At 43.7% G+C, this 22,208-nt stretch carries 16 protein-coding genes; 1 reads left to right on the top strand and 15 read right to left on the bottom strand.

What is annotated here, in order from left to right:
- Nucleotides 1-76: 76 nt before the first annotated feature.
- Nucleotides 77-673: a DUF5004 domain-containing protein gene (locus ABH09_RS04590; RefSeq protein ID WP_253715382.1), complete on the top strand. Its 597-nt coding sequence runs from the start codon at nucleotides 77-79 to the stop codon at nucleotides 671-673.
- Between the two features lie 49 nt (nucleotides 674-722).
- Here the strand turns inward: ABH09_RS04590 and ABH09_RS04585 are convergent, their stop codons facing one another.
- The 15 genes from ABH09_RS04585 to ABH09_RS04515 form a co-directional block, all read right to left on the bottom strand.
- Entirely contained in the window at nucleotides 723-6,536 is a 5,814-nt protein-coding gene (locus ABH09_RS04585) for an Ig-like domain-containing protein (RefSeq protein ID WP_253715381.1), read from the bottom strand.
- A 43-nt stretch (nucleotides 6,537-6,579) separates the two neighbouring features.
- Nucleotides 6,580-8,235, bottom strand: a complete 1,656-nt coding sequence (locus ABH09_RS04580; RefSeq protein ID WP_253715380.1) for a TraB/TrbI/VirB10 family type IV secretion system protein — start codon at nucleotides 8,233-8,235, stop codon at nucleotides 6,580-6,582.
- Nucleotides 8,236-8,255: 20 nt separating this feature from the next.
- On the bottom strand, nucleotides 8,256-9,278 hold the full coding sequence (locus ABH09_RS04575) for a TrbG/VirB9 family P-type conjugative transfer protein (protein WP_253715379.1): 1,023 nt from the start codon (nucleotides 9,276-9,278) through the stop codon (nucleotides 8,256-8,258).
- Between the two features lie 23 nt (nucleotides 9,279-9,301).
- A complete protein-coding gene (locus ABH09_RS04570; RefSeq protein ID WP_253715378.1) occupies nucleotides 9,302-10,030 on the bottom strand; it encodes a VirB8 family type IV secretion system protein in 729 nt (242 codons plus the stop codon).
- A 59-nt stretch (nucleotides 10,031-10,089) separates the two neighbouring features.
- Nucleotides 10,090-12,033, bottom strand: a complete 1,944-nt coding sequence (locus ABH09_RS04565) for a type IV secretion system protein (RefSeq protein ID WP_253715377.1) — start codon at nucleotides 12,031-12,033, stop codon at nucleotides 10,090-10,092.
- Nucleotides 12,034-12,038: 5 nt separating this feature from the next.
- A complete protein-coding gene (locus ABH09_RS04560) occupies nucleotides 12,039-12,947 on the bottom strand; it encodes a hypothetical protein (RefSeq protein ID WP_253715376.1) in 909 nt (302 codons plus the stop codon).
- Nucleotides 12,944-15,427 carry a VirB4 family type IV secretion/conjugal transfer ATPase gene (locus ABH09_RS04555; protein ID WP_253715375.1) on the bottom strand — a complete coding sequence of 828 codons (2,484 nt, stop codon included), beginning with the start codon at nucleotides 15,425-15,427 and terminating at the stop codon, nucleotides 12,944-12,946. The genes ABH09_RS04560 and ABH09_RS04555 overlap by 4 nt, the downstream gene beginning before the upstream one ends.
- A 97-nt stretch (nucleotides 15,428-15,524) precedes the next feature.
- Entirely contained in the window at nucleotides 15,525-15,827 is a 303-nt protein-coding gene (locus ABH09_RS04550) for an HU family DNA-binding protein (protein WP_253715374.1), read from the bottom strand.
- Complete coding sequence (locus tag ABH09_RS04545) at nucleotides 15,820-16,074, bottom strand: VirB3 family type IV secretion system protein (RefSeq protein WP_253715373.1); 255 nt, start codon at nucleotides 16,072-16,074, stop codon at nucleotides 15,820-15,822. The genes ABH09_RS04550 and ABH09_RS04545 overlap by 8 nt, the downstream gene beginning before the upstream one ends.
- A gap of 78 nt (nucleotides 16,075-16,152) precedes the next feature.
- Nucleotides 16,153-16,437: a hypothetical protein gene (locus ABH09_RS04540; protein ID WP_253715372.1), complete on the bottom strand. Its 285-nt coding sequence runs from the start codon at nucleotides 16,435-16,437 to the stop codon at nucleotides 16,153-16,155.
- Between the two features lie 28 nt (nucleotides 16,438-16,465).
- A complete protein-coding gene (locus ABH09_RS04535) occupies nucleotides 16,466-16,885 on the bottom strand; it encodes a hypothetical protein (RefSeq protein WP_253715371.1) in 420 nt (139 codons plus the stop codon).
- 229 nt (nucleotides 16,886-17,114) lie between these two features.
- The gene (locus ABH09_RS04530; protein ID WP_253715370.1) at nucleotides 17,115-18,071 is read right to left on the bottom strand and encodes an ATPase, T2SS/T4P/T4SS family; all 957 of its coding nucleotides are present in this window, start codon (nucleotides 18,069-18,071) and stop codon (nucleotides 17,115-17,117) included.
- Between the two features lie 5 nt (nucleotides 18,072-18,076).
- On the bottom strand, nucleotides 18,077-18,559 hold the full coding sequence (locus ABH09_RS04525) for a ribbon-helix-helix domain-containing protein (RefSeq protein ID WP_253715369.1): 483 nt from the start codon (nucleotides 18,557-18,559) through the stop codon (nucleotides 18,077-18,079).
- A gap of 41 nt (nucleotides 18,560-18,600) precedes the next feature.
- The gene (locus ABH09_RS04520; protein WP_253715368.1) at nucleotides 18,601-20,775 is read right to left on the bottom strand and encodes a type IV secretory system conjugative DNA transfer family protein; all 2,175 of its coding nucleotides are present in this window, start codon (nucleotides 20,773-20,775) and stop codon (nucleotides 18,601-18,603) included.
- A 31-nt stretch (nucleotides 20,776-20,806) separates the two neighbouring features.
- The gene (locus ABH09_RS04515; protein WP_253715367.1) at nucleotides 20,807-21,979 is read right to left on the bottom strand and encodes a relaxase/mobilization nuclease domain-containing protein; all 1,173 of its coding nucleotides are present in this window, start codon (nucleotides 21,977-21,979) and stop codon (nucleotides 20,807-20,809) included.
- Nucleotides 21,980-22,208 lie beyond the last annotated feature (229 nt).

Below are 22,208 nucleotides of genomic sequence, written 5' to 3'. Positions count from 1 at the left end.
ATTTTGTATAACAAACGATAACCGAATGGCTATCGAGTATCGAATAAACAACAAAAAGTGAAGGAGTAGTTGTTGTATGAAAAAAGGAATAAAGCTCATAGCGCTTATCACTTTAGTCTGTGCAGTGCTCTCTTGCGGGATGGGTATGACCTCCGGTGTTCAAAAGGGGAAGGCAAATCATAAGGATGAAGACGTCGCCCCAGAAGATAAAGCGGTATTCACCGGCAGCGCCATCCTTTATTACACTCCGGATCTAGAGACTCAAGGGTCTGGAAAAGAAACATTTAAATATGCACAGAAAGCTGTTACCGAAGGTAAGGCTGAATATAAAGATGGTATGTACATCAGTAAGAAATATGCATTCAAAGATATTTCTTTAACTTTTAGGAGGGATAAAACATATTGTCTAAAAGAAACGCTTATTAACCCGGAAACAGAGGATGTGATTGATTCGGATAACTCTACAGGTACTTATTCAATTTCAAACGGACAGCTAGTCCGTTCGTTTCAATTTAAAGGCAATACGTATGAAGAGGTATATCTTATTTCGTATGACGGAGAAAAATTAGTATTGAAATCGGTTGATACGCCTCAACAAAAAAGTGCTTCAGGTATGAGACCAATATACACCCTCACGCAATCAAGCGGATTGTTGAACGTTTTTAGTAAATAATGCCTAAAAAAGGCTGCCCGTTATGATGACAGGCAGCCTTTTTTATTTTTTATTGATCTTTCGCACAGCCTCTCTGTTCAAAATAAACCGGTATTTTTTGACTTCCGGCTTTTCCGAGGTGCGTATAGGTAACGGTAAGGTTTCCTACAAAATTATTGGCTTTTACCTCCTTTGAATCAACCGGAGAACGTGCAAAATTATGTAAGTTTTTTTCAGGATGGTTGTCATACGAATCATGTTCATATCTAGTTTGCCACACCCATGTACCCCATTGCCTTACAATTGTATTTTCATATTGAATTGCCGGCTTATACCATAAACCGTTGCGTTTAAACTCCGCTTCGAGAACATAATATGGCGTACACGGAGTTGTCTCGAATCTTACAAAGTTAGCAAGCATCGAATCCTCACGTACTGTTAAAAATATCTCATTGTCTTTATTGGAATATCTTTGAGGGTCTAATTTTATTTCGTATCCTATGTTATTTATGCCGTAAAAAGCCATTCCGTTACGTCCTTTTTTCCCCGGAGGCGCTCCTTCGTATTCGGTATTAAAATACCGCCAGCCGATATTTGAACATTCTTTCCAATCATTCTCCCTCATCCAGCCCATATTTATCCAGCACTTTACATCTTTATCGATAAGGTAGCGATATTCGAGGTAATCGGTCGGGTGCGAAAGCGTATACATATCCGCTGCGCCTGAGGTATCTTCTTTGAGGGTTATCTCAGTACCATTTGCTGCTGTAAAGGTTGCATTGGTAACGGTAAGGTCGGCACGCTCTTTATCGGCAACGATGCGGAAGGTAAAGTCCTCTCCGTCGCCGACGGTGATACGGTTTATGCCTTTATCGAAGCGACTGAAGTTTCCGGTTTGTGTAATTTTTTCAACCGTCAAGTGCACCTTCGCGTAGCGTAGTTTTATCATACAGCTACGGGTAGCAAAGGTATAGTCGTCTTTATGCGGATTTTTTGCAGTAACGGTAAGATTTGTCTCCCCTTCTTTTTTCGGGGTGATAAAGATTTTCTTTTTCTCTTTATCGACGATGAAACCTGCGATATCGGTGTCGCAATTGATTTCTAAGACGGCGTCTTTCGGATTAACGGTATAGGGGATAACGAAGTCCTCCGGGCGTGCGGGGTTAATTTCCGGCTCGCTTATGATTGCAGACTTTCCGAGGGTCAAGGCATAATCCCATGCACAGACGATACGGATGGACGCCTTATTGCCGTATTGGGTAACACCGGTGAGGATACCGTTTCCTTCATTACGGCCGGTAACCGCCACTTCCTTTTTAACGGTATCGACGGAGTAAGAGAAGGCATCATCCGAAGAGGTGCGCCATTCAACGGCGACATCAGAAGGAGAAACTTGATAGGTAAAGGTCTGTGTAGCGCCGGGAGCAACGCGGATGCTTTGTGTTGAAAACTGTAAGTCTCTACTTGCTTCGACGAGGATTTCGCACTCTGCGACGCTGCCGTTCGGAAGTGTCGCACGTAAGGCGGACTTACCGGGTTTTACCGCATAGACGGCAACGGATTGTCCCTTGCCAAGCACATTTGCAATCGTTTCTCCATTATACTTTGAAATCGACCATTCAATCATCTTATAATCGTTCGGTTTACCGCCGGGAATATTCGCCTTTACTTCAGTCTGAGAACCTGTCTCGAGGCGAATATAGGTTTTGTTTAAGGTAATCTCTTGTTTATCCTTTCCGGGAACGATTATTTTTAAGACTAAATCCGACTGCGCTTTTTCGTGGCTGACGGTAACGGTGCATTCTCCTTGTCCGACCGCCTGTAAGACCGCTTCCGGTCCCATGGAAATGCCGGTAGAAGAAGCCGCGGCAAGCTTGACAATGGAAGGCTCAGAGCTTTTCCACTTTAAATTCTGCACGTCAACAGGGGTAATATTTTTCCCTTGAATATTCGCCGTAATAGTTTGCGTCGCGCCTTGTTCAATCATATAGACGGTTTTAGAGGCGGTGATATAGACCATATCGGGGTCGGCTTTTTCAATCGTTACCAGAATTTCGGCTTCTGCCTGTACAGCGCCGGTTTTAGTAGCGATAAGGCGTGCCTTTACTTTCGTAGAACCTTGTTTTAAGGCGGTAAGCTGAGCAGTCTTATTGGTACCGGTTACCATACAGAGCGTCGGTTTTTCACTGATATACTCGATATGCGTTTTTATCGAAGAAGACGGGACTTTCATCGAAAGGAACTGAGTCTTTCCTTCGGTAAGGGTAATAAAGTCGGCAGCAAAGGCAAATTCGGTATATTCGCTAACGCGTACCTTAATTTCCTGTTCATAAGGTGCTTTCGGATGGGTGATATGGATGGTTGTTTCCCCTTCGCCGATGGGGCGGATACTGGCGATATTTGCCGAATAATTAAGGCTAATAACATCATAGGTATCTGCCCACCACTTAAAGGCATATTTATCTTCAAGGGTACCGTTGATGAGGGTTGCCGTAATCGTTTTATCTCCTTCCGACGGCTTCATCGTGATAATCGATTCACGAACGGAGATGGAGCAATTCGTTTGAGGGGCTGCATCACAGAGAAGGAGAACGTAACACGGCTCTTCTGCTTTTGGGTGGCGAATCACAATGCGGGTCGAACCTGCAAGGAGTGCACGCACCTTACATAAGGAGCCTTGTCCATACATCTGGGCGATAGAAGAATCTTCGATTGCCCAACTGAAATTCTGATTATCCGCTTCGGTTCCTCCTTCAAGGGAAGCGGTAATGGTTTGCCATCCGCCGGGCATATTGTTTGCACGTACAGTCAAAGGAACAATATTTGCCGGAGTGTCAATATACGGATGATTCTTTGCAAGGATAGGATCGACACACTGGACGATAATTTCAAGCGGATAGATACAGTGAGTATTCGAGACGGTAAGGCGGGTGGTACCGATTTCATTGCCGTGGATAACGGCATTAGCGCCGGAACTTTGTTCAACGGTTGCAATTCCCTTATCGGCACTTTCCCACCGAAAGCCGTCAAGGATTGGAGCGTCACTATTGCGGACTGCAGCAGAGACATTTCTATTTTGCCCCTTGTAAACCGTTACGACATTGGTGTTGGTCGTAAGATAGGTCAGTCCTTTCAGTTCCTCAGGAGAATTTGCGACAAGAACCAGAACTTTGCGGGAGAGGGGGCAGTGTTTATTTTTTACCTCAATCTGCGCCTGACCTGCTTTTACCGGCGTTATAACGCAAACTCCTTCGTCGGTACTTGAAAGAGAAGCGATTTCAGGATGGTCGATAGTAAAAGAGAAGCCGCCTTGAGCACCTTGTGCATTGGTGAGGGTTGCCTTTAAGGTAGCCGGTTTTGCATCCTTTACGAGCGATACGGTATCCGCGCTCAGTGAGATAAAAGCCGTTTTAGGGTTATTGTGAATATACTCACTTCCGACTTTGACAAAGAGGGTGAGTGCATTTTGGCTATCAGGGTGAGAAACAATGACTTTTGTTTCTCCTTCCTGTAAGGCTGTTACATGAGCTGATGAGCCGTTCGGAGCGAGAGCGATGATGCCGGGCTTTTCGAGTGTCCAAGTAATCGCCTGCTGTTTGCTTTCAGAAAGTGCGATGGCTCGTACCTGTAGAGAGCCGGTTTGTCCGGCTTTTGAAAGCACCAATACATTTTGGTCGGTGGTCAGATAAGGCGCTTGCCCTTGTACGGAAAGGTCGGCGTTTTCAGGGTAAACGGTGACGGTGAGTTTTACCGGCTTAATGGTCGGGATATTTTTAACACTCACGGTAACGGTTGTTTGCCCTGCTTTTAAACCGCGTAACTTTGCCATCGTATGCTGCACTTTGTGCGTTTGTGCATTGGTCGGGTTTTCGAGGGATATGATGCGGTTATCCTGTACCATCCAGACGAGGGATTCGATTTCGCTTTCCGATAATCCGTAATATGAGATAAACGCTTCCGTTTCCGCCTTTGCCTTTAGTCCGTAGGAATACTTATCAGCATAAAGGACTTTCATATTTTGAAGGTCTTGTTCTGAGTCTGCCGAAAGGACGGTAATTTTTTTATTTTCTTCGGCCTTTGGGTGGCTTACGGTAATAAAGGAAACGGTATTTCCGCTCGCCGTGGCTTTGATATGAGCCTGTTCTCCGGTTCCGATTACGGAAAGAGCCGTGTCGTTACTTGACTTCCAGCTGATTTTCTCGTTATCGCTTTCTTTTTTAAGAGCGCCTGCAAGTCGGACAGAAATATCTTTTGCCGCACCGTTGACGAGTGTTTCGAGAGAGGTTCCGGTAAAATAGAGGGGATCTTCAAGAACGGCATAAGAGGGAAGTACTTTTACGATAATATCGGTCGGGTATTTTACTTTCTTATGGGTAATTGAGATCGTTGCCGTGCCTTCTTTCAATGGTGTGATAAGCGCTTTACCGAACGCATACGTGGGGGCTGCTGCACGGGAGATACTGGTACCAGTCGGCGTTTCAAGCTTAATAATAGCGGCCTTGCTTCCTTCAACGTCTTTTCCTGAAACCGTCCAGACGAAATCTCGCTCATCACCTTCTTCGCCGCCGAAAAGCTGAACATCAAGCTGAATAGCGGAAGCTCCTACTTTAGTACGAATAAAGTTTTGAGTTGTAGTGATATAGCGTGAGGCATCAAGGGCATCGGCTTGTTGATTAATAACGGAAACAAACAGTTCTCGCGGATATTGCGCTTTCGGATGTGAGACGGAGATGCGGACGATACCGTTTGCCTTTCCCGAAAGGTAGAGCTGGTCGGCATGAGCGACGGATTCAAGGCAGGTATTTTCTTCGATATTCCATACGAACGCATTGGTATCATAGGAAGAAGCATCTGCCGGTAACCCTTTTAATGTCGCGGTAATTGTCTCTGTCGCCGTTCCTGAAAGCTCAACATATTTTTTCGTCAATTCGATATGCACGTTTTTAACGATTTCGACGGTGCGAACGAGGATTTCAAGCGGGTAAGCGCTCTGTGGGTGAGAAACCTGTAGAAGGGAACTTCCCTCTTCGAGTGGCGTAAGAACAGCTTTATTGCCGTTCGTTTCGACTTTGACGCACGGATTTTTACCGTCTTTAGTGGAAAGTGTCCAGCGATAACTTGCAGGGTTAACGGTTCCTTGCGGATTTTCAAGGTCAACGGTAATCGTACGCTCTCCCTTATCTTTTTGAAGGGTAACGACATTTTCTTGCGTCGTAATAAAGGTCGGTTTTTGGTTATCGGCAAAGACATAGACAAGGATCGTATAAGGGTGTTCAGCCTTCGGATGTGTTACCTTAATACGGGTGTTTCCTTCTCCTTTTGTTTCGATGAGGGCAAATTGACCGTTCGGAATAACTTCAGCGACAGACGGATTTTCACTCGTCCAACTGAATTGATTTCCGTCTTCCGGTTGCCCTGCGTAAAGGGAAACAGAAATGCGCTCTTGGACAAAAGGTCTTAAAGTTAATACTTTTGCTTGCGAATAAATGTATGGCGGACGGGTATATCCTTCTGCATATCCGTCGACGGTGATAACAAGGTTGGTACTTAAGGAACCGTTTCGAGCTGTCAGAACAGTACGGCCGGCTTTCAGTGCTTCAATAACGACGCCATAGTTATTCGTTATCACTTTAATAATCTTTTCATCATACTCGAACGTAATTTTGGCGTTACGCTGTTTTTCCCGTGGTGAGGCGGTGAGCTTTACGTGTTCCATGCCGCCTGCTTTCATTTGTAGGATGGATTTTTCCCATTCGAGTTGATTGAGCTCGATATCACTTCCTTTTGAAATGTCGGGCTTCATAAAGAGCGAACAAGCGCTGAGCTGTAGGGCAATGAGCAGTGAAAGCGCTTTCCAAAGTGGGGTGATGCGGTGTTTCATCATTTTCTCCTTATTATAATGTTATAACATCAATATATGATATATATTAATGCCGAATATAGCGGCGAGTGACCGCCGGAGGGGCAACCGGTGGGAGCGCAAGGTTCGCGTTCGTTAAAACATTCACACTCTCACCGGGAGCGATAACAATGGTTGGCTGAATATCAAGAGCACGGTCGATAATTTTATCAGCGAGCCGCTTTGTTGCATCATAGGCGCTATTAGTCGCACTATTAAGGTATGAATTTTTTGGTAACTGTTCGACTTTATGTTCGACTTTACGCGCCGTCTCTCCAAGTCCGACAGCGGTTGTTAAAAGCATACCGCCTAAAAATGCCCATACATGGTGGTCAACCTTTCCGCGCACTCCCGCATAGCCTTGTGCATCGGCACCTTGCATATTGCCCAGTTCCATCATAAACCCGTCAGGTCGTATAAGCGTATGCCATGCAATCTGGACTCTATTTTGTGCATACGAAACAGACGAATTATAGGAGGCAAAAAGAAGTGTACCTTGCGGGATGAGCAAAAATTGACCGGTTTGCGAAGAATATACGTTACTCGTTACCCGTGCGATAATGTCTCCGGGTAAATCGGTGTTAATGCCGGTAATAAGAACCGCGGGAATAATCGTACCTTGAAAAATTGAAAAGGCAGAAAGGAATTGTCCGGCATCGCTTGTTCCTTTTCCGCTCGTATAAAAGTTTTCCTTGCCGCTTTGGTTATTCTGAGAATCATAACTATTGATAAAGCCGCCACGTAAGCCTTGCTGAGAAAGGATTTGCTTCATTAAATCTTCTTTTGCAGGTAGGCCGAATTGCGCATACGGGTTTGTTTGAGAAGCAGCTATTGCGGAATCTGAGCCACTTTGATAGGAGCCTTGTGCAGCACTCTGTGCTGTTCTTCCAGTGGGGGTTAAGCCTTTAATCCCTTGGATTGGTTTTTGAATTGCGTTATTGCGCGTATCAGGCCTTTTTGATCGCGAAGCTCCACCTCCTGCCGCACCTTGATAGGTATAAGTATTTTGTTCGGAAGAGGCGACAGGCTCCTCGTAATAATAGGGACTCGTGTTATCGGGAGGATCTTCTTTTGCAAGGGTTTCAGAAAGGGCGGTGTTTTTCTCTCCTTCTTTTTCATTTCCTTGAGAGAGCGGAAAGTCCGGGACATAGCGTTCTGATGCTTTTGCAATGGTTTTCTTTTCTTCCGGTTTTTTCCGAAATGAAGTGAAAAAGATAAGGATAGCAGCGAGCAATAAAATGCCCATAACAGTAAAATAAAAGATTAATTGGCGGTTCAGTTTTAACGCACTTTTACCGCTTGAGAGAGCCTGTTGCGCGGAGTATTTTTCATCTGCATGGACAGCCTCGCTCGATGCTTCTTGCATTTCAGCAGCTGCTTCCAGTACTGGATTTTGCGTATCGAACGCACCTTGTGCATCGTTATCGCTTTCATCAGAATCGCTTACTGGGATTTCACCTGCTCGTTCGTAATCGGATGAAGCGGCATTTTCTTCATCTCCAAAAAAGTCCGCAATAATTTCATCGCCATTTGTCTGTTCGCCGTGTGGTGGGCTCTTTTCATTATCACCTGCCGGTTCTCCTGACAGCTCATCGTTCGTAACCGGCGCTCCTCCGGTAAACTCATTGCCGGTATCGTTTTCCGCTCCTTCAAGAACGTCGTCAAAGCCGAATATATCACTCATATACTTAATTTCTCCCTGCATTATTTACTTTTGCTTTTGAGTTTTTCAATGATGACTTTCTCTTTATTAAGACGGAGCGTTGCTTTGGTAATGAGCTGGTCGATAATAAAAAGATTACCCTTTACGCGATAATTGATAATGTTTTTGTCTTCAGCAAAAAGGGCGGGCAGCTGTCCGTGCAGTACCTGCTCGTCTACTTCGATATACGTTTTTGCTCCGTCATCGTAGATACGAATAGGGATAAAGGCCGGTTTTTTAAATGGTGAATACTTGATTTTATAATCGAAGGATAAAAATTCAGGAGAAGTACCGCTTAAAACGCTTTTAACGGAATTAACCGCATTTTCAGATTTTGCCATAACGTATGGCATGGAAGGCGGATAATTCCACTGCACCATCGCCATATAATCGTCTTTGTAGCTTCGCAAGTTGAGGTGATAGATCCGGCGGTTTGTGATAATGATCATGTTACTTGCGAGCTTTGAATATGACGGCTTTAAAAAAAAGTGCTGGACATCCGCTCCTCCTTTTTTACTCACCCCCGCACCTATTTGCCACACGTCCGGCTCAGAAACAAAGGGGGCTTCCCATACTTCCTCCCCCGGTTCAAGTTCAATGTCGGTGATGTGGTAGGGTTTACAGTAAATTTCATAAACGAAGCGCTCATCGTAATCATAGAGCATCTTTGCGCCTGAATATTTTTCAGGCATCCGTAAGGCGCCATCGATTGCCGCCTTTGCTGCAGGAAGTCCTTTTTGAACATTTTCCCGTGCAAGCGGATCATTTTTTGCTTCAGCCGGCCGGTACACGGGCTTTTCAACATAGACAACCGTTTTTGCAACATCAACTTCTTTTTCAAGAAGTTCAACCAAATGCTTTTCATCTTCGCGTTCGGTTGCTTTTTCTTCCTCTTCACGTGTCTGCGCATTTCCTTCACTGACACGTTCTGCCGGAATCGGTTCATTGACTAAACGGGTTGTCATACAGCTCGTTGCCATGAGGGCAGCAATAAAAAAAACTGAAATACAATACTTTTTATTCATCATAAACTCCTTATGCAAAAAAATTACTCTTTTGAGCTTTGAAGCACGTTGACTTCGGTAATGTCAAAATCGGTAATATAAATACCGAGCGGGTTTGTTTTTTCTTTTCCTTCAGGCGGCTGCATACACGCCATACTGATAACAGCACGGTAGCGGATGCGTGAGGTAATTTGCCCTGCAAGGGTGGTGGTGTTTTGGATATAATCGATTTGATAGGTTTGCGGAGAAAGCTTTAAGGTACTTTCAAGAAGGATATTTTTCTTTGCTTTCCCGAAAAGCTCAAACGGATGCTTGTCACGTAAGAGATTTGAGTATTTACTGGCAGCCGTTTCGTTTAACATCGCATAGCAGTGTGCAATGTTTGCTTTTATAACCGCGCCGTCGGTTGAAAGCGTTCCTGTGTAGGTGATAAAGTCTTCAAGCTGCCGTCTAATGGCGACTTCAGGTACTTTGATGTTTCCGTACGACAGGTGTGAAATGTCTCCGACATACTTTGCTTCTCCGGTTTCAGAGACGGTGATCACAAGCGGTACCGTTGCAGGTCTCGTAACGGCATAAAAATTAACGGCGACAGAAAGAAAGAAGGCAAGTATTGAGCAAAGCGCTACGAAACGCCATGCAATATTGTGTTCATTTTCTGCGCCGATAAGTTCATCGTAATGACGCAAACCTACTTCAACACCCTTTTTATTAATGTTCCGGTTAAATGGTGTGGTATTAAACCCTTTCGGTAAATAAATTTTACTTCCCATAGTAGTGTCCCTTTTTATTCTCCTTAAAGAAAAATTTTTTTTCTTTTTATAATCCTCTATTACGGAGCCGGAAGACGCGGCTTCGGTTCAGGTAACGCTTCACGTGAAGGTTCAGAAAGACTTCTTTGTTCACGGGCTTGCGGTAACTCGATAGAGCTTTTTATGTTTTTTTGCGACCCGTGAGGCGGTGTGTTTTTCGGTGCATACGCTGCACTCATTGCTGTCCCTTGAGCCGTACCGGCATTTCGCCGTTCCGCTAAAAATTCGGCTGCGGTAAGCGACGCCCCTGTCTCAGGATTTTTTGCGTATTTAAACGAGCTGTGATTAGCGTCAGGCTGCTTGACGGCATCCATACCGCTTCCGTCTTTACCGCTATAGCGGTTTACAAAGCGAGAGCCGCCTCCTGCAAATCCTCCGCCATTACTGCCTGCAGAACCTTCGGCATGAGAGAGCCTGTGAGCCATACTCTTAAAGCCGGTTTTAATATGGCTTGCGACTGATGTTCTGTAGGCTCTATTACCAACGGCTGCCGCTTCATCGGCGCTATATCCTTTAGCACGTAAATCTTGTACGGCCGCTTGTTTTGCCGCTTTCGCTTCTGCCAACATTCCCGCTCCTGAGACAGCTGCATTCGTCGTTCCGCCAATAAGCGCTGCACCTGCTGACTTCATCATCTGCGCTCCCTTACCGGTAACGGCAGCAGCGGTAACGGCTGCTCCTCCGAGTGCCGCCCCCGTTCCGACCGCCTGCATAAATTCTCCCATCGAAAGCTGCGGGTTTCCCGTTAGAAGTGTCATTGCAATCTGTGGTGCGTTTTGCGTTAACACCCAGCTGATAATGATCATAAACGCGATGTAGGCAAAAACCGTCCAATCAAGCGGGCTTGTCTCTCCCATTTGTGTCCCTGCAAGGTAGAGGTACTGATAAAAGACAAAGAAAATACACAACGTCATCACTAAAAGCTTAATGGCAAAACCGGTGAGGGCAGGAATAATTTTTTGAGCAAAACTTTTTGTTCCGTCAAATAGTACAAATGGCACGAATACAATGCCGATACTTGCAATAATGGAGTATTCCAAAATGCACATAACGTATTGAATAATGGCAAAAATAGAGCCGACGATAAGACAAAGGCAGCACAACCACGTAAGAAGCGTGTTTCCGATGTCGCCCATCGTTAAATGAACTATGCCGATATTATTCATCGAAAGCCAACCGGCATCTTTTTTTCCTTCTTCCATTTTAACGGTGAGGTAATCCATCTGACGGCTATTTAAAATATTTGCCGTTAAAAGTGCGATGCGTAAAATCGCATTCGGGGAAACAAAGGAACTTGCAACGCCGCCTTTCCCTTTCATCATAACGTCAAGGTAATATGCTTTGATAAGGTTGCCGTTTTTATCTTTATAATAAGTAGGCTTTAATACAGCACTAACTGCTTTAATAGTCTTTTCAGCCCATTCGCGGTTTTCTTCCGTACTGCGGTATTTATTGACCGTATTGATGTACTGTTCTCTCCCTTGAGAATCGATAACATCTGATCCTACAAGCGGCGATCCGTTTATGCGAGTGTTTTTAAGGCTTTTCATTTGCGGTATTGCCGTGACGCTTGAGGCAGCTGTATTATTTCCACCTGCTTCAAGAGATTCTGCAATCTGTAAATCATGTTCGGCTTTCTTTAATAACGTTTCGAGGTTTGTTTGAATAACATTATCCCCGTCTCCAGCTCTCACTCCCCACTTCGTGACGGTTTTTGCCAGAAGGGTAACTGCCGGATGATAGACAGCGAGTACAAAAAAGAAAAGGGCGAACTTAAAAAAGAGTCCTTTCAAGGCTTTTTCCGTCGAAACGGATGCGAACATCAGCTGTATTGCCGTCCAGCCGATCCCGACGAGAGCAACGATGTAGCCGAGCCGTTTTGCAACAGTGAGAAAGTAATAAAAGATGCTCGAAAAATATTCCATCGCATCGAGAAATGGAACGTCAATCCAATTATAATTCATTCCTTTTATTTATCCTCACTTGTGGTAACAAACATGCTGGAAGGCGTCCCTCGTTTTTGCGCCTCATTGATGGTATTTGCCGTATCGCGAGCAATGTCTTGTTGCGTTTTTTCTCTTTGGGTATGGGTTGCGTACAGCGTTCCGATTTGATTTAAGCTTGTATTAAGGGTGTTTACCTGCTCTCCAAGCAATTTAAACATTGCCGCAATCTGCTGTAAAAGTTCCGTCGGGTTTTTACCGTTCATAGCAGCAGCAAACACGTCTCCGTATTTTTTTGTCGTTGATTCAATGAGCTCATTGGTATTTTCATCAAGTCCTGCGGCAATTACCCGATCGGCTTGTTTTTTCAAAAACTTTTCCGTCTCTTTGACAAAAACAAAGTTCTCGGGGCTTATACCGTATTTGCTCCAAATAGCGCGTTTTTCTCTTTCGCTCATTTTTCCGGTGACACCGCGTACCGCGCGGCTCATCTGATCATTACTCATCCACTCGGCGCCATGCTCAATAAAACGCAAAATATTTTTATTTACATCTCCGGCACCGACTAAATCGGCGATACTGTAACTTACTCCTCCCAATCGAATGTTTTGACTTTGGAGCGCTTCTTTCATGTTCCGTAAGCCTGCCAGCTGCCGGTTGACCGCAGCTCCGGCATTACTAATTTCATTACGGAAATCCCAGTCTCCATCCCATTTTAGTTTTGAAAAATCCCATGTCTTTGCCATCTCGTATGCATGTTGCAGCTGCTCGTACTGTGTCTTGAGCTGTTGAACCGTATTCATCAGTTGATCATACGTTGCATAAAGGGTATCGATAGCTGTTAACCAATTGGTCGGATCAAAAACCGCCATTTGTGCATGGGTATGAGCTGCGAAAAGAAGAATGGCAAGAATAATACACTGTACTTTTTTCATAGTAAGCTCCTTTCATTCAATAATTCAGTTAGTGTTTGCCGATCAAAAAAATGAGTAAATGGGATTCCTCGATGTTTTAATATTTCAAAAACAAGATACCGTTTTGAGTTCCTTCCGTACTTTTGCTCAAGTAAATCGAGGTAGGCATGATCGCTTGAAAGAATTGCAAGCTGCCCTTTTTCGAGATTAAGATTAAACATGCGTGTTCCGAGCGAAGATTTATAAAAATAATCACGCATCGGCTGTGCCTTTGAAATCGCATAAATTTCCGCATCGGTTAAGCCGAAATAGCGATACGCTTCTTTCTGAATAGCATCCTGTGCACTGCGGTCTGCAAGGTAGACCTTTGTCAGACACGATTGTACAATTTCAGGAGCGATACTTGATCGGCGAGCTGCTTCTACCTGCTGCGTCGCAAAAACGACAAACACATTGTCCTTACGGCACGTTAAAAGCCACTCTTTGATACGAGTCGCAAAAACAGGATTATCGAGATACAGCCACGCTTCATCGAGAATTAAAAGGGTGAGTTCTTTTTTCCGTTTCGGTTTCGCATTCGTTCCTTTCCAAATACGTTCGATGTATTTAAATAAGAAAACGAGTGCAGGGCGAACCGCCTTTTCAGATAAGTCCATAAGGGAGCCCATCTCTATCATTGTCCACTTTGAATACGGAAGCGACGTCTCCGATTCATCAAAGATATTGCCGAACTGTCCTCCTTTCAGGTACGGGCTTAAACCGGCTTTAATGTCGTTTATACCAGTGGAAGGATTTGTGTAGCTCACATAGGTGGTAAAGGTGGTGAGGGTACGATCTTCAAGCGGAATATCTTTCATGAGCTTCAACGCTTCGGTAATGGCGTTCCGCATTGAAGCATCAACGGCAACCGCCTGTTCGCTTAAAAGTACTTCGATAAAACTTGCACACCACAAAATATCTGACGGGGTAGTAAGGTCTGCAAGCGGCTGAAAGCCGATGTCTCCGATACCGGGCTCTGCATAGACGCCGCCTGCGGACATCGTAACGCTGCGTGCACTTTTGCCCTTATCAAATATGATAACGTTACTATCCGGATACTTTAAAAATTGAATGGCAATGAGCGCTAAGATTGTCGATTTTCCCGATCCCGTCGGCCCGAAAAAGAACGTGTGTCCGACGGTACCGACATTTAAGTTAAAGAAAAACGGTGTTGCATAATTACTCGAACAGGTTAAAAGAGGCGATGCACATCCTGAAATACTTTCGGTAAAATCATTATGGATAATCCCTGTCCACACGGCAGAAAGCGGAATGATATGGGCAAGATTCCCGCTTGAAATTAAGGGGCGGCGGATATTCGCATAGACATTACCCGGCATCATCGAAAGAAAAGCTTCGAATGCATTGGCCGTCTCTTGGATGCTGTTAAACATACAAGCGGCTATTTCACCTTCCAAAATACGCGCTTTCTCTTCCGCTTTCTCAAGATCGCGATCCCATACGGCGAGTGTCGAGGTGTAATAGCCGAACCGGTATAAGTCTGTCATCGCCTCTACCTGTGCAGCCGAAGCATCTGCTTCAAGGGCAACCGCACCTTGATTTACGCGGCTTGATTCGTGCTTTTCGGTGTACTCAGTCATAATTTGCTTCGCACTTTTTCTTCCCCCATGAAAACGCGCCTGCCACTTGTCGATTTCTTTTAATCCATCTTTTTTATCAAGACAGATAAAGCGGGTTGACCAGCGGTATTCAATGCCGGTGCGATTGAGCCGGTCAAAAATGGCAGGATACGTTTCTTGCGGGAAATCTTTAATTGTGATAACCGGCACGTAATAGTCTCCGAGCTTTAATGGAATCGTGTTTTCGATATTTGAATCAGTAATAATCTTATCCAAAAACAAAAGGTACTCAGGCGCTTTTAACGGATGCCATTTCAGTGAAACGGACGTGTGAAGATACGTAAGCATTTCATCGGAATTGAGCGATTCAATAACAAGCGCGCGCTTGAGCGTGTCTGTTATTTTACTCGTTACCGATTGAAAACTTTTTATCTCCCCCATAATTGCATCGATGTTGAGCGTGTAACTTCCTTTGTTTTTATCTCCTCCGGAAAAAAAGAAGCGAGTACTGCTTCGTTTTAAATCAGAGGGCAGTTCATACGTAAAGGAAAGGTAATATGAAGAAGCAAAATGCGTATTTTCCTTACCGGCTGAGTATATGCCTTCCCGTATTTTATCGATAATGTATGCTGCAGGATTGTCAAACTGCGCTGAAGGATACACGGTTGTTTTATACCGTTGCGCCTCAAGTTGTACCGCCCATCGTCCGCCGAGCTGTTTTACAGCGTCATTAAAAAGTGCCGATACTCCTGCAATTTCTGCCGCCGATGCCGATTCAAGATCCGGCCCTGAAAAGGCAAAGCTTTGTAACAGTGCTCCATTCTTTAAAAGAACGAGTCCATCTGCTAACAGTGTCGCCCATGGACACCATGAGGAAAACATATTTTTTCTTTCTTTGTACCTTTTTAAGTCGAACCCTTCAATAAACCGGCGTGGTTTAAAAAGGCTTTTTAATAGGTTTTTCGTTTTTCCACCTCCATTATTTTTTTCTTAACTGTGTTCGTAATGAATGGGCGCTTGTAAACTGAAGAATCGAAACTTCTTTTTCCCCTATGTCTTGCCCTGACTGAAAATCTCTACAATGCCGAAATTTCCTTTTTTTCACCTGGAATCGGCCAATGCCGTGGATATACACGGACTTTCCTTCAAGAATTTTTTCACGGAAAAAATCCCGTAGGTATTGGCAGCTATAGAGCGCTTCCTGTACGCTTATCCTGCGCTCTTCGCTTAAAGCGAGTGCGAAATCGTATTCACGCAGATCTTCGCCGTCTTCTTTATCCATAGTAAATATCCTGTTGCAAAACCGAATCAAAAAGAATATCCAATAAATATGGATCATTCTTTGCGAGTAATCGCATGAGAAAAAAAAGTGCCGCTGAAACGATTAAAAACCATGCGCCGGTAATCTGTATTATGACCACCGTAACAATTAAAAGAAGGATCGCCGCTTTTGTTCCAATACCAAAAAGCATATCAACCTGTATGAGGCTTCTATGAATTGGTATTGAATAATCACTTATCATTTCCATTTTTTCGCACTCCACATCTTACGAGTACGGAGCGCATTGGCTATTCAATACGCTCCGTTTGTTTCGTATCAAATAGGTTTAAAAGATGCCGTTATCGACTTCTTCACTTTCAAAACTTGTCTCAATCTCAGCTTCTCCTTTTTTCTTTACCGGGAATTTCGATACCAAAACCGAATCGCTATATTTCCCGTTCGAAAAATCAGGAAGCCCTGAAAGGGCGATGAAGCGGTCAAGAATGATAAAACGTTTTCCGGTTTCATCTTCCATTTCACAGCCAATCCGTTGATACTGTGTTTTTTCTTTTCCGTCTTTGTCCGTATATTGCCGTATCGCAGCACATAAATGCGTTACAACTTTCGCCATATTCTTTTTTCTCCTTACCTATAGCCTGTTATGCAACAAGCAGCGATACCGCTTGTACTAAGCATCCGAGCTGGTCAGCGATATTTTCGTTCCCGTTGAAGAAGAAATTCACAATTTGTCCGGCACTTAAAAGGAGTAAAACACCGACTCCCCACGGAATGTATTTTTTGATAAGCCCCGGTTCGTCACGACCGACGGTAATTGCCCGTATACAAATAATGATAAAAGCTACCGCGCAGAGGGCTTTCATCCAAAAACTCGTAAAGATGCCCAAAATCAATCGAGCATAATCATCAAGCTTTCCAATGCTTCGTCCGCTATCTGCATAGGCGCATACAATTGAGATGAAAAAAACAATACAAAATGCGATTATTTTTTTCCCATTCCCTGTCCGTTTAGAGGACAGCTTTGTGCTGTGTGAAAGTTTTTCACGCACTTTCTTTTTCATGTAACACTCCTTAAAATTACAGCGCGCGATATACTGCAATGATACTGATGTAATAACATCAATATCATTGTAAAAAAACGTGCTGTTTATCGACACATTGAATACTTCATTGATATGAAGCTCCGCCGCCGTCATCTGCCCATATACCTACCACATCTGTGATAGCGCAGACTTTATTACCGTACAGTCTATAATACTATAATATATTGCGGTTATACCATCAATAGCATTATAAAGAAATGCGTTGCATTTCCTTGACGTATTCATCAAGTCCGCTTATCGACGTATCGAGTATTTCGTTGACCTTTGGTCCCGTTTCCGTTGCAGTCAAATGCACACATACATGTATTGCATCCGATACAGGAGGTAATGAGCCGATAATAACTTCCCGTAAAAGCCCTTGAATACGCGCGAGCATGAGCGGTGCGCTTTCTGCATGAATAGTCGTAGCATTTCCCGGATGCCCGGTCTGCCATGCCTTCAAGAGCTCGTTAGCGACACTGCCGTAACGTAATTCCCCGAAAATAATACGGCGTGGCTTCATACGCATTGCCGAGGCGATTGCTTCGGAAGCTTCCTTTGAACTTGTCAAAAGAAAATGCGCATCATGTGCCGTACACTGCAATTCAGGGACATCTTCAATAATGAGAAACCGGTCATCGGGCGTGTATTCCACCATCTTGTGTAACACGGCATTTAAAAATGTGCTTTTCCCGCTTCCGGTCGCTCCTCCGACCATAATGTTTTTTCTCGCTTTAATTGCTTTTGTTACTACGTCATACTGTTCCTCCGTCATAAATGCTTGATCAACATACTGCTCAAGCGTAAATACTTTTTGCGCAGGACGGCGGATATATACTTGTGTCCGCTTTGTCCACGGCGGAAAGACCGCTTGGATACGTGCATTGTAATGAGGAATAACACCTTCAAGCGTTGGAATACGCGAGTTTTCAATCTCTTTATGGAGCACCGTCGCAAGACTTCGCGTAATCCGCTGTGTCTGTCCTTCCGTAAGATATATTCCGGTGAATTCTTTTCCTTTACAAAATTTTTCTATGACAATTTCACCGTCTGCAAGGGTTGCAATATCGGTGACTTCACTGTCAGCAAGATAACACTCAAGCGGCTGTAAATCCCGCATAAGGTTATCATATTGTCGTTTTAATCGAATATCATCATCGCTCATACTGTCTATCCCTGGCTTTCTTCCACTGCATTACTTTGTTCAAGAAAATCTTGTAAAAAATTTTCTATCACCGACGGCTGCCGGTACATTCTTTGGGTGAAACTTTTTAAAAGATCATTACGCCGTTTGACGGCGATAGATCCAATCTGTTTTTTTTCTTCTGCCGTTTTATCGAAATAATCGACGTAATTAGCAAACTGCGGAATAAGAGAATAAAACCATAGTTCCCGGTGAAAATCGACCTTTTTTTCAAGAAAATAAAGGAGACTTTTCACTTGAGAAATTACATCATAGAATAAATTTTTATCATTCACTTCTTGCGTAACATAGAGTGCAAGTGCATCACGAACAATATCGGAAAGCGACTGACGCTGTTCTTTACTTTTCAGCTGGAGCAGTTCATACAATTTTTGATCAACGCGTGTAGCAATAAACCGCCCTTTTCTTCCTGAAAAAGCTGGCACTGATGGTTTATTTGTCTTTTTCATCGTATTCCCTTTGTTTTTTATCTCGTTGCAAAAAGTCTCGTTTAGAAAACCTCATCATCTTGATTCTCCCATTCATTTTCACTCTCACTGGCTATTTGTAATTCCAGTGTGCTAATTCTCCTTTTTAATTCTTGGATACACGGATCGGAAGGGTCGCAAAAATGCCGCTCACCTTCCTGCGGAAGCGGTTCAAGAAAATCGGCAAGTGTTGCATTTTCCATCGTCGCTTCTTCGACATGGATGTCCTGTCCGCTCATTAAAAATAGTGGCGTATCTTTTGCCATCACCTTTTCGACTTCAGCTGACCGTGCAAAAATATTGACACCCTCATTTGAGGGGAGCTCGACACATTCCTTTAATAGCTCATCTCTCTTTTGCATCACCGTAATATTGGCGCGATCTTTAAAGCGAGGACTATCAAAGTAGACCACTTTCTTTCCGATATACGGCATACCGTTGTTAATTAAAAGAAGTGAATTCCAATCAAGCTTTGTAAGCTCATCAGGATTCATTAAATCCCGCTGTATCTCTTGTGCGGCAAGGTTGCGGTTATCAAGCGGGCCGAACCTCCTTCCTGATTGTGAAATGTTTTCATGCACGACCGATTCTTTACCGAGTAAGTCAGTAAAGACTTTCGCATCACTGGGCTTTCTCGGCCTGAAAACAATCGTGTTTTCACAGTGGTCTAAAAACGGGTGTTCCTGTCCATATAATTTCACAAGCTGATTCATTGCTTGGCAGATGATTAAAAAACGTACCCCATAACCTGCAAGAACACCCATCGTTTCTGCAAGAAACGGAAAATAGCCGAGTATCGGAAACTCATCGAGTATAAAAAGTAAATCTTCAGAAAGCTTAACTGCTCCATACTGTGTTTCCCCTTCGGAAAATTTCCTGAGCATAAATTCAATGAGTAAGCGGAATACCGGTGCAATCCGTTTGATATGCGCATACGGCACCGTCAGATACAGTGAAATCGGTCGCTTTGTTGCAATAAAATCTTCAATTGAAAAATCACTTGCGCACGTCGCGTTTTCAATAAGCGGATCTTCAAATAATTGCAATTTTGAAAAACACGTCGAAAGGACGTCCGCTTGCACTTTCGGATTTTTTGAAAGCCTACTCGCGCATCCGGCGATTGTCTTACAAGCGCTTTTATTGCTGCTGTGAGGATCTTTGAGCATCGCCTCGACAAGCGGATTTTTAATGTCGGTTTCCGTTTGTCCTTGTGAGAAAAAGGCATTTGACTCCGATATGAGCCGTAACACGGTAGTAAGATTTTTTGCAGGATAACGGCCGGAATACTTCACATGCAAAATAACACCGGTAACAAAATCTTTGGCGCTATTATTAAAGAATTGTTCCGTCCCTGAATCTTTGGCACTATCACTTGCAAAAAGAATATCGGCGATGAGGTTCGCATCGCTATACATAAAGTCTCCGTCCCGTATCTCATCAATAATATTGATCCTCAGCGTATCACGTGAAATGGGCGAAAATTTAAGGCAGTGTGAAAATTTCTTTCGAAAACCTGCCGTAATATTCCAGTTTTCCCCCTTCGGGTCAAAGACAATGACGCTATGCGGATAGTTTAAAAGTGTTGGAATAATAACGGATACACCTTTCCCGCTTCGTGTCGGAGCAAGGCAGAGGGTGTTGGTTTTCCCCGAATGGCACAAGAGCCTTCTGCCTTCGGATATTGTTTTAAGGCGTACGGCATCATCTTTTGCATTGTACTCGGCACTGATTTCAGCATCTGCCGTCTGCCCGCATACGACGCCGGTTTCACGAAACATCCCTGCATTTTTAAGGTCTTTCTCTGTTGCCCATCGCGCCGTTCCATAAAGATGTTCTTCCTTTTGCCGTAACGAGCGAATGACATACAGAATAATAAAACCGATCGCGATTGCTGTTCCAATGAGAGCTGGCTTTATTGAGCGGAATAAATACACATCAAAGCCGGGACGAAGAAAGTATTTGATGAAACAGCCGAAGTACACAAACGGATTATACACCGGATATCCTGAAGGAAAGCGAAATAACGGATACCTGATAATATGAGGATTATAGCGCATAAGGCGTGCGAAAACTTGTGTACTCCACCAAAAGCCGCCGACTACGGTGATAATCGGAATAACAAAATTAAGGATATCCATAATAACTGTTATTTTTTTTCGAGTCGGTTTACCTCGTATAAATTCACTTTTCTTACTCATCTTTTGCTCCTTACATTTTCATATAAAATACCTACGCATTTCTGCCATAAAGCGTAATCTTTCCTCGCTGCTTTCCACCCCCGTGGATATTTCCTCCGCGATACTTCACTGTTTTACCAATAAAACGCTCTGCGATATTGTGCAGTGTCGGAACATAATAAATTCCTTTTTCCGTCTCAAGGACAAATCCGTTATTCCATGTATCTTCATCATTCATCGTATACACCTTCTTTATAATTCCGGTGAGTTCCTCTTTTCCTTGATAGACACTTAACTGTTTTCCGCTTCCTTTATAAGTATTCCATACTTCAAGGAAGCGGTTATACCTACCCATATTTTTAAGCGATTCATCCCATCCGTCTCTAAGCTCATACCGACCGCTTCCGGTATGACGGGCAAGATCGAGCGCTGATAAGTACTCAAGCCGCTTTTTTACTAACAGTGAATCATGGGTGAAAATAATTGCTTTACTTCGCTCATCACGTCTCCATGCACTTGCCTGTATTGCTTTATCAATTGCGGTAAAGCGATTGCTTTTATATAAGTCGCTTTTACTTTGCCGAACTTCTTCGACCGTACGATACCCTGAAAGTGATGTGCATACTTCCTGTGCCATCACACGAAAGGTGTGTTTGATAAAATCTTTCGGAAACCGCTCAATGACACGCCCGTTTTTATCGACGCCATTGATAAGAAGGTGCACATGCGGATGCGCGGTGTCGTAATGTGCTGCCGCTTGATAATAAACATCAAGCCCGTAAAGCGTATTGATTTTTTTCACCAGTGTTTCAGTTAAGACTTTTAAGTTTATATCACTTCGCTCGGGAGAAATAATAAACTTAAAATGTTTATCACTCATGTGCGCCTTATATTCTTCGCTATCGCTTCCGAATAGTTCAGGTTTTTCAAGAACCGCTTCTTTATTTTTTTGCGGCATATATTCTTCCAGATATTTTTGATGCGCACTCATTTTTGTCCCATAAAAAAATTTCACCATGCAGCGCTGCTGACGCTTTCGTAAAGAGCCGACTATTCTACCGCCGCTTTTTGGCACCCCTATTTGTTCACCGCTGTGCAGTCGGCGTTTTAGTGCAGTAAAAAGCTTTTGCGCTTCTTTCATGTCATTCTTTTTATGCACGCGCTTGATCTTAAAAAGATCTTTTTCGTATGCACCAAGCCTTTCAAGGTTCAACTGTATTGCCATCGTTTTCCTCAAAATGAAATAGCCTCACTTGAGGCTATTTAAGCCTCAAGTGTATTGCTAAAAACCGGTAAGAACTGAAAAATCACCAAAACGCCCCATGTATAACAAAATTATATTTGATGCACCAAATATAATTTTGTTTGCTCAGATAACATTGCGCACAGGTGTTCACAAATTTCTATCCCATGCACTAGGCAGAAAAAAAAATGCGTTAACATTCCTTTATCTT

Origin of the sequence: Treponema sp. OMZ 803 (genome assembly GCF_024181165.1) — a bacterium.
Classification (GTDB): domain Bacteria; phylum Spirochaetota; class Spirochaetia; order Treponematales; family Treponemataceae; genus Treponema.
The sequence above is the reverse complement of the archived record's forward strand: the minus strand, read 5'-3'. Positions and strand labels throughout refer to the sequence as shown.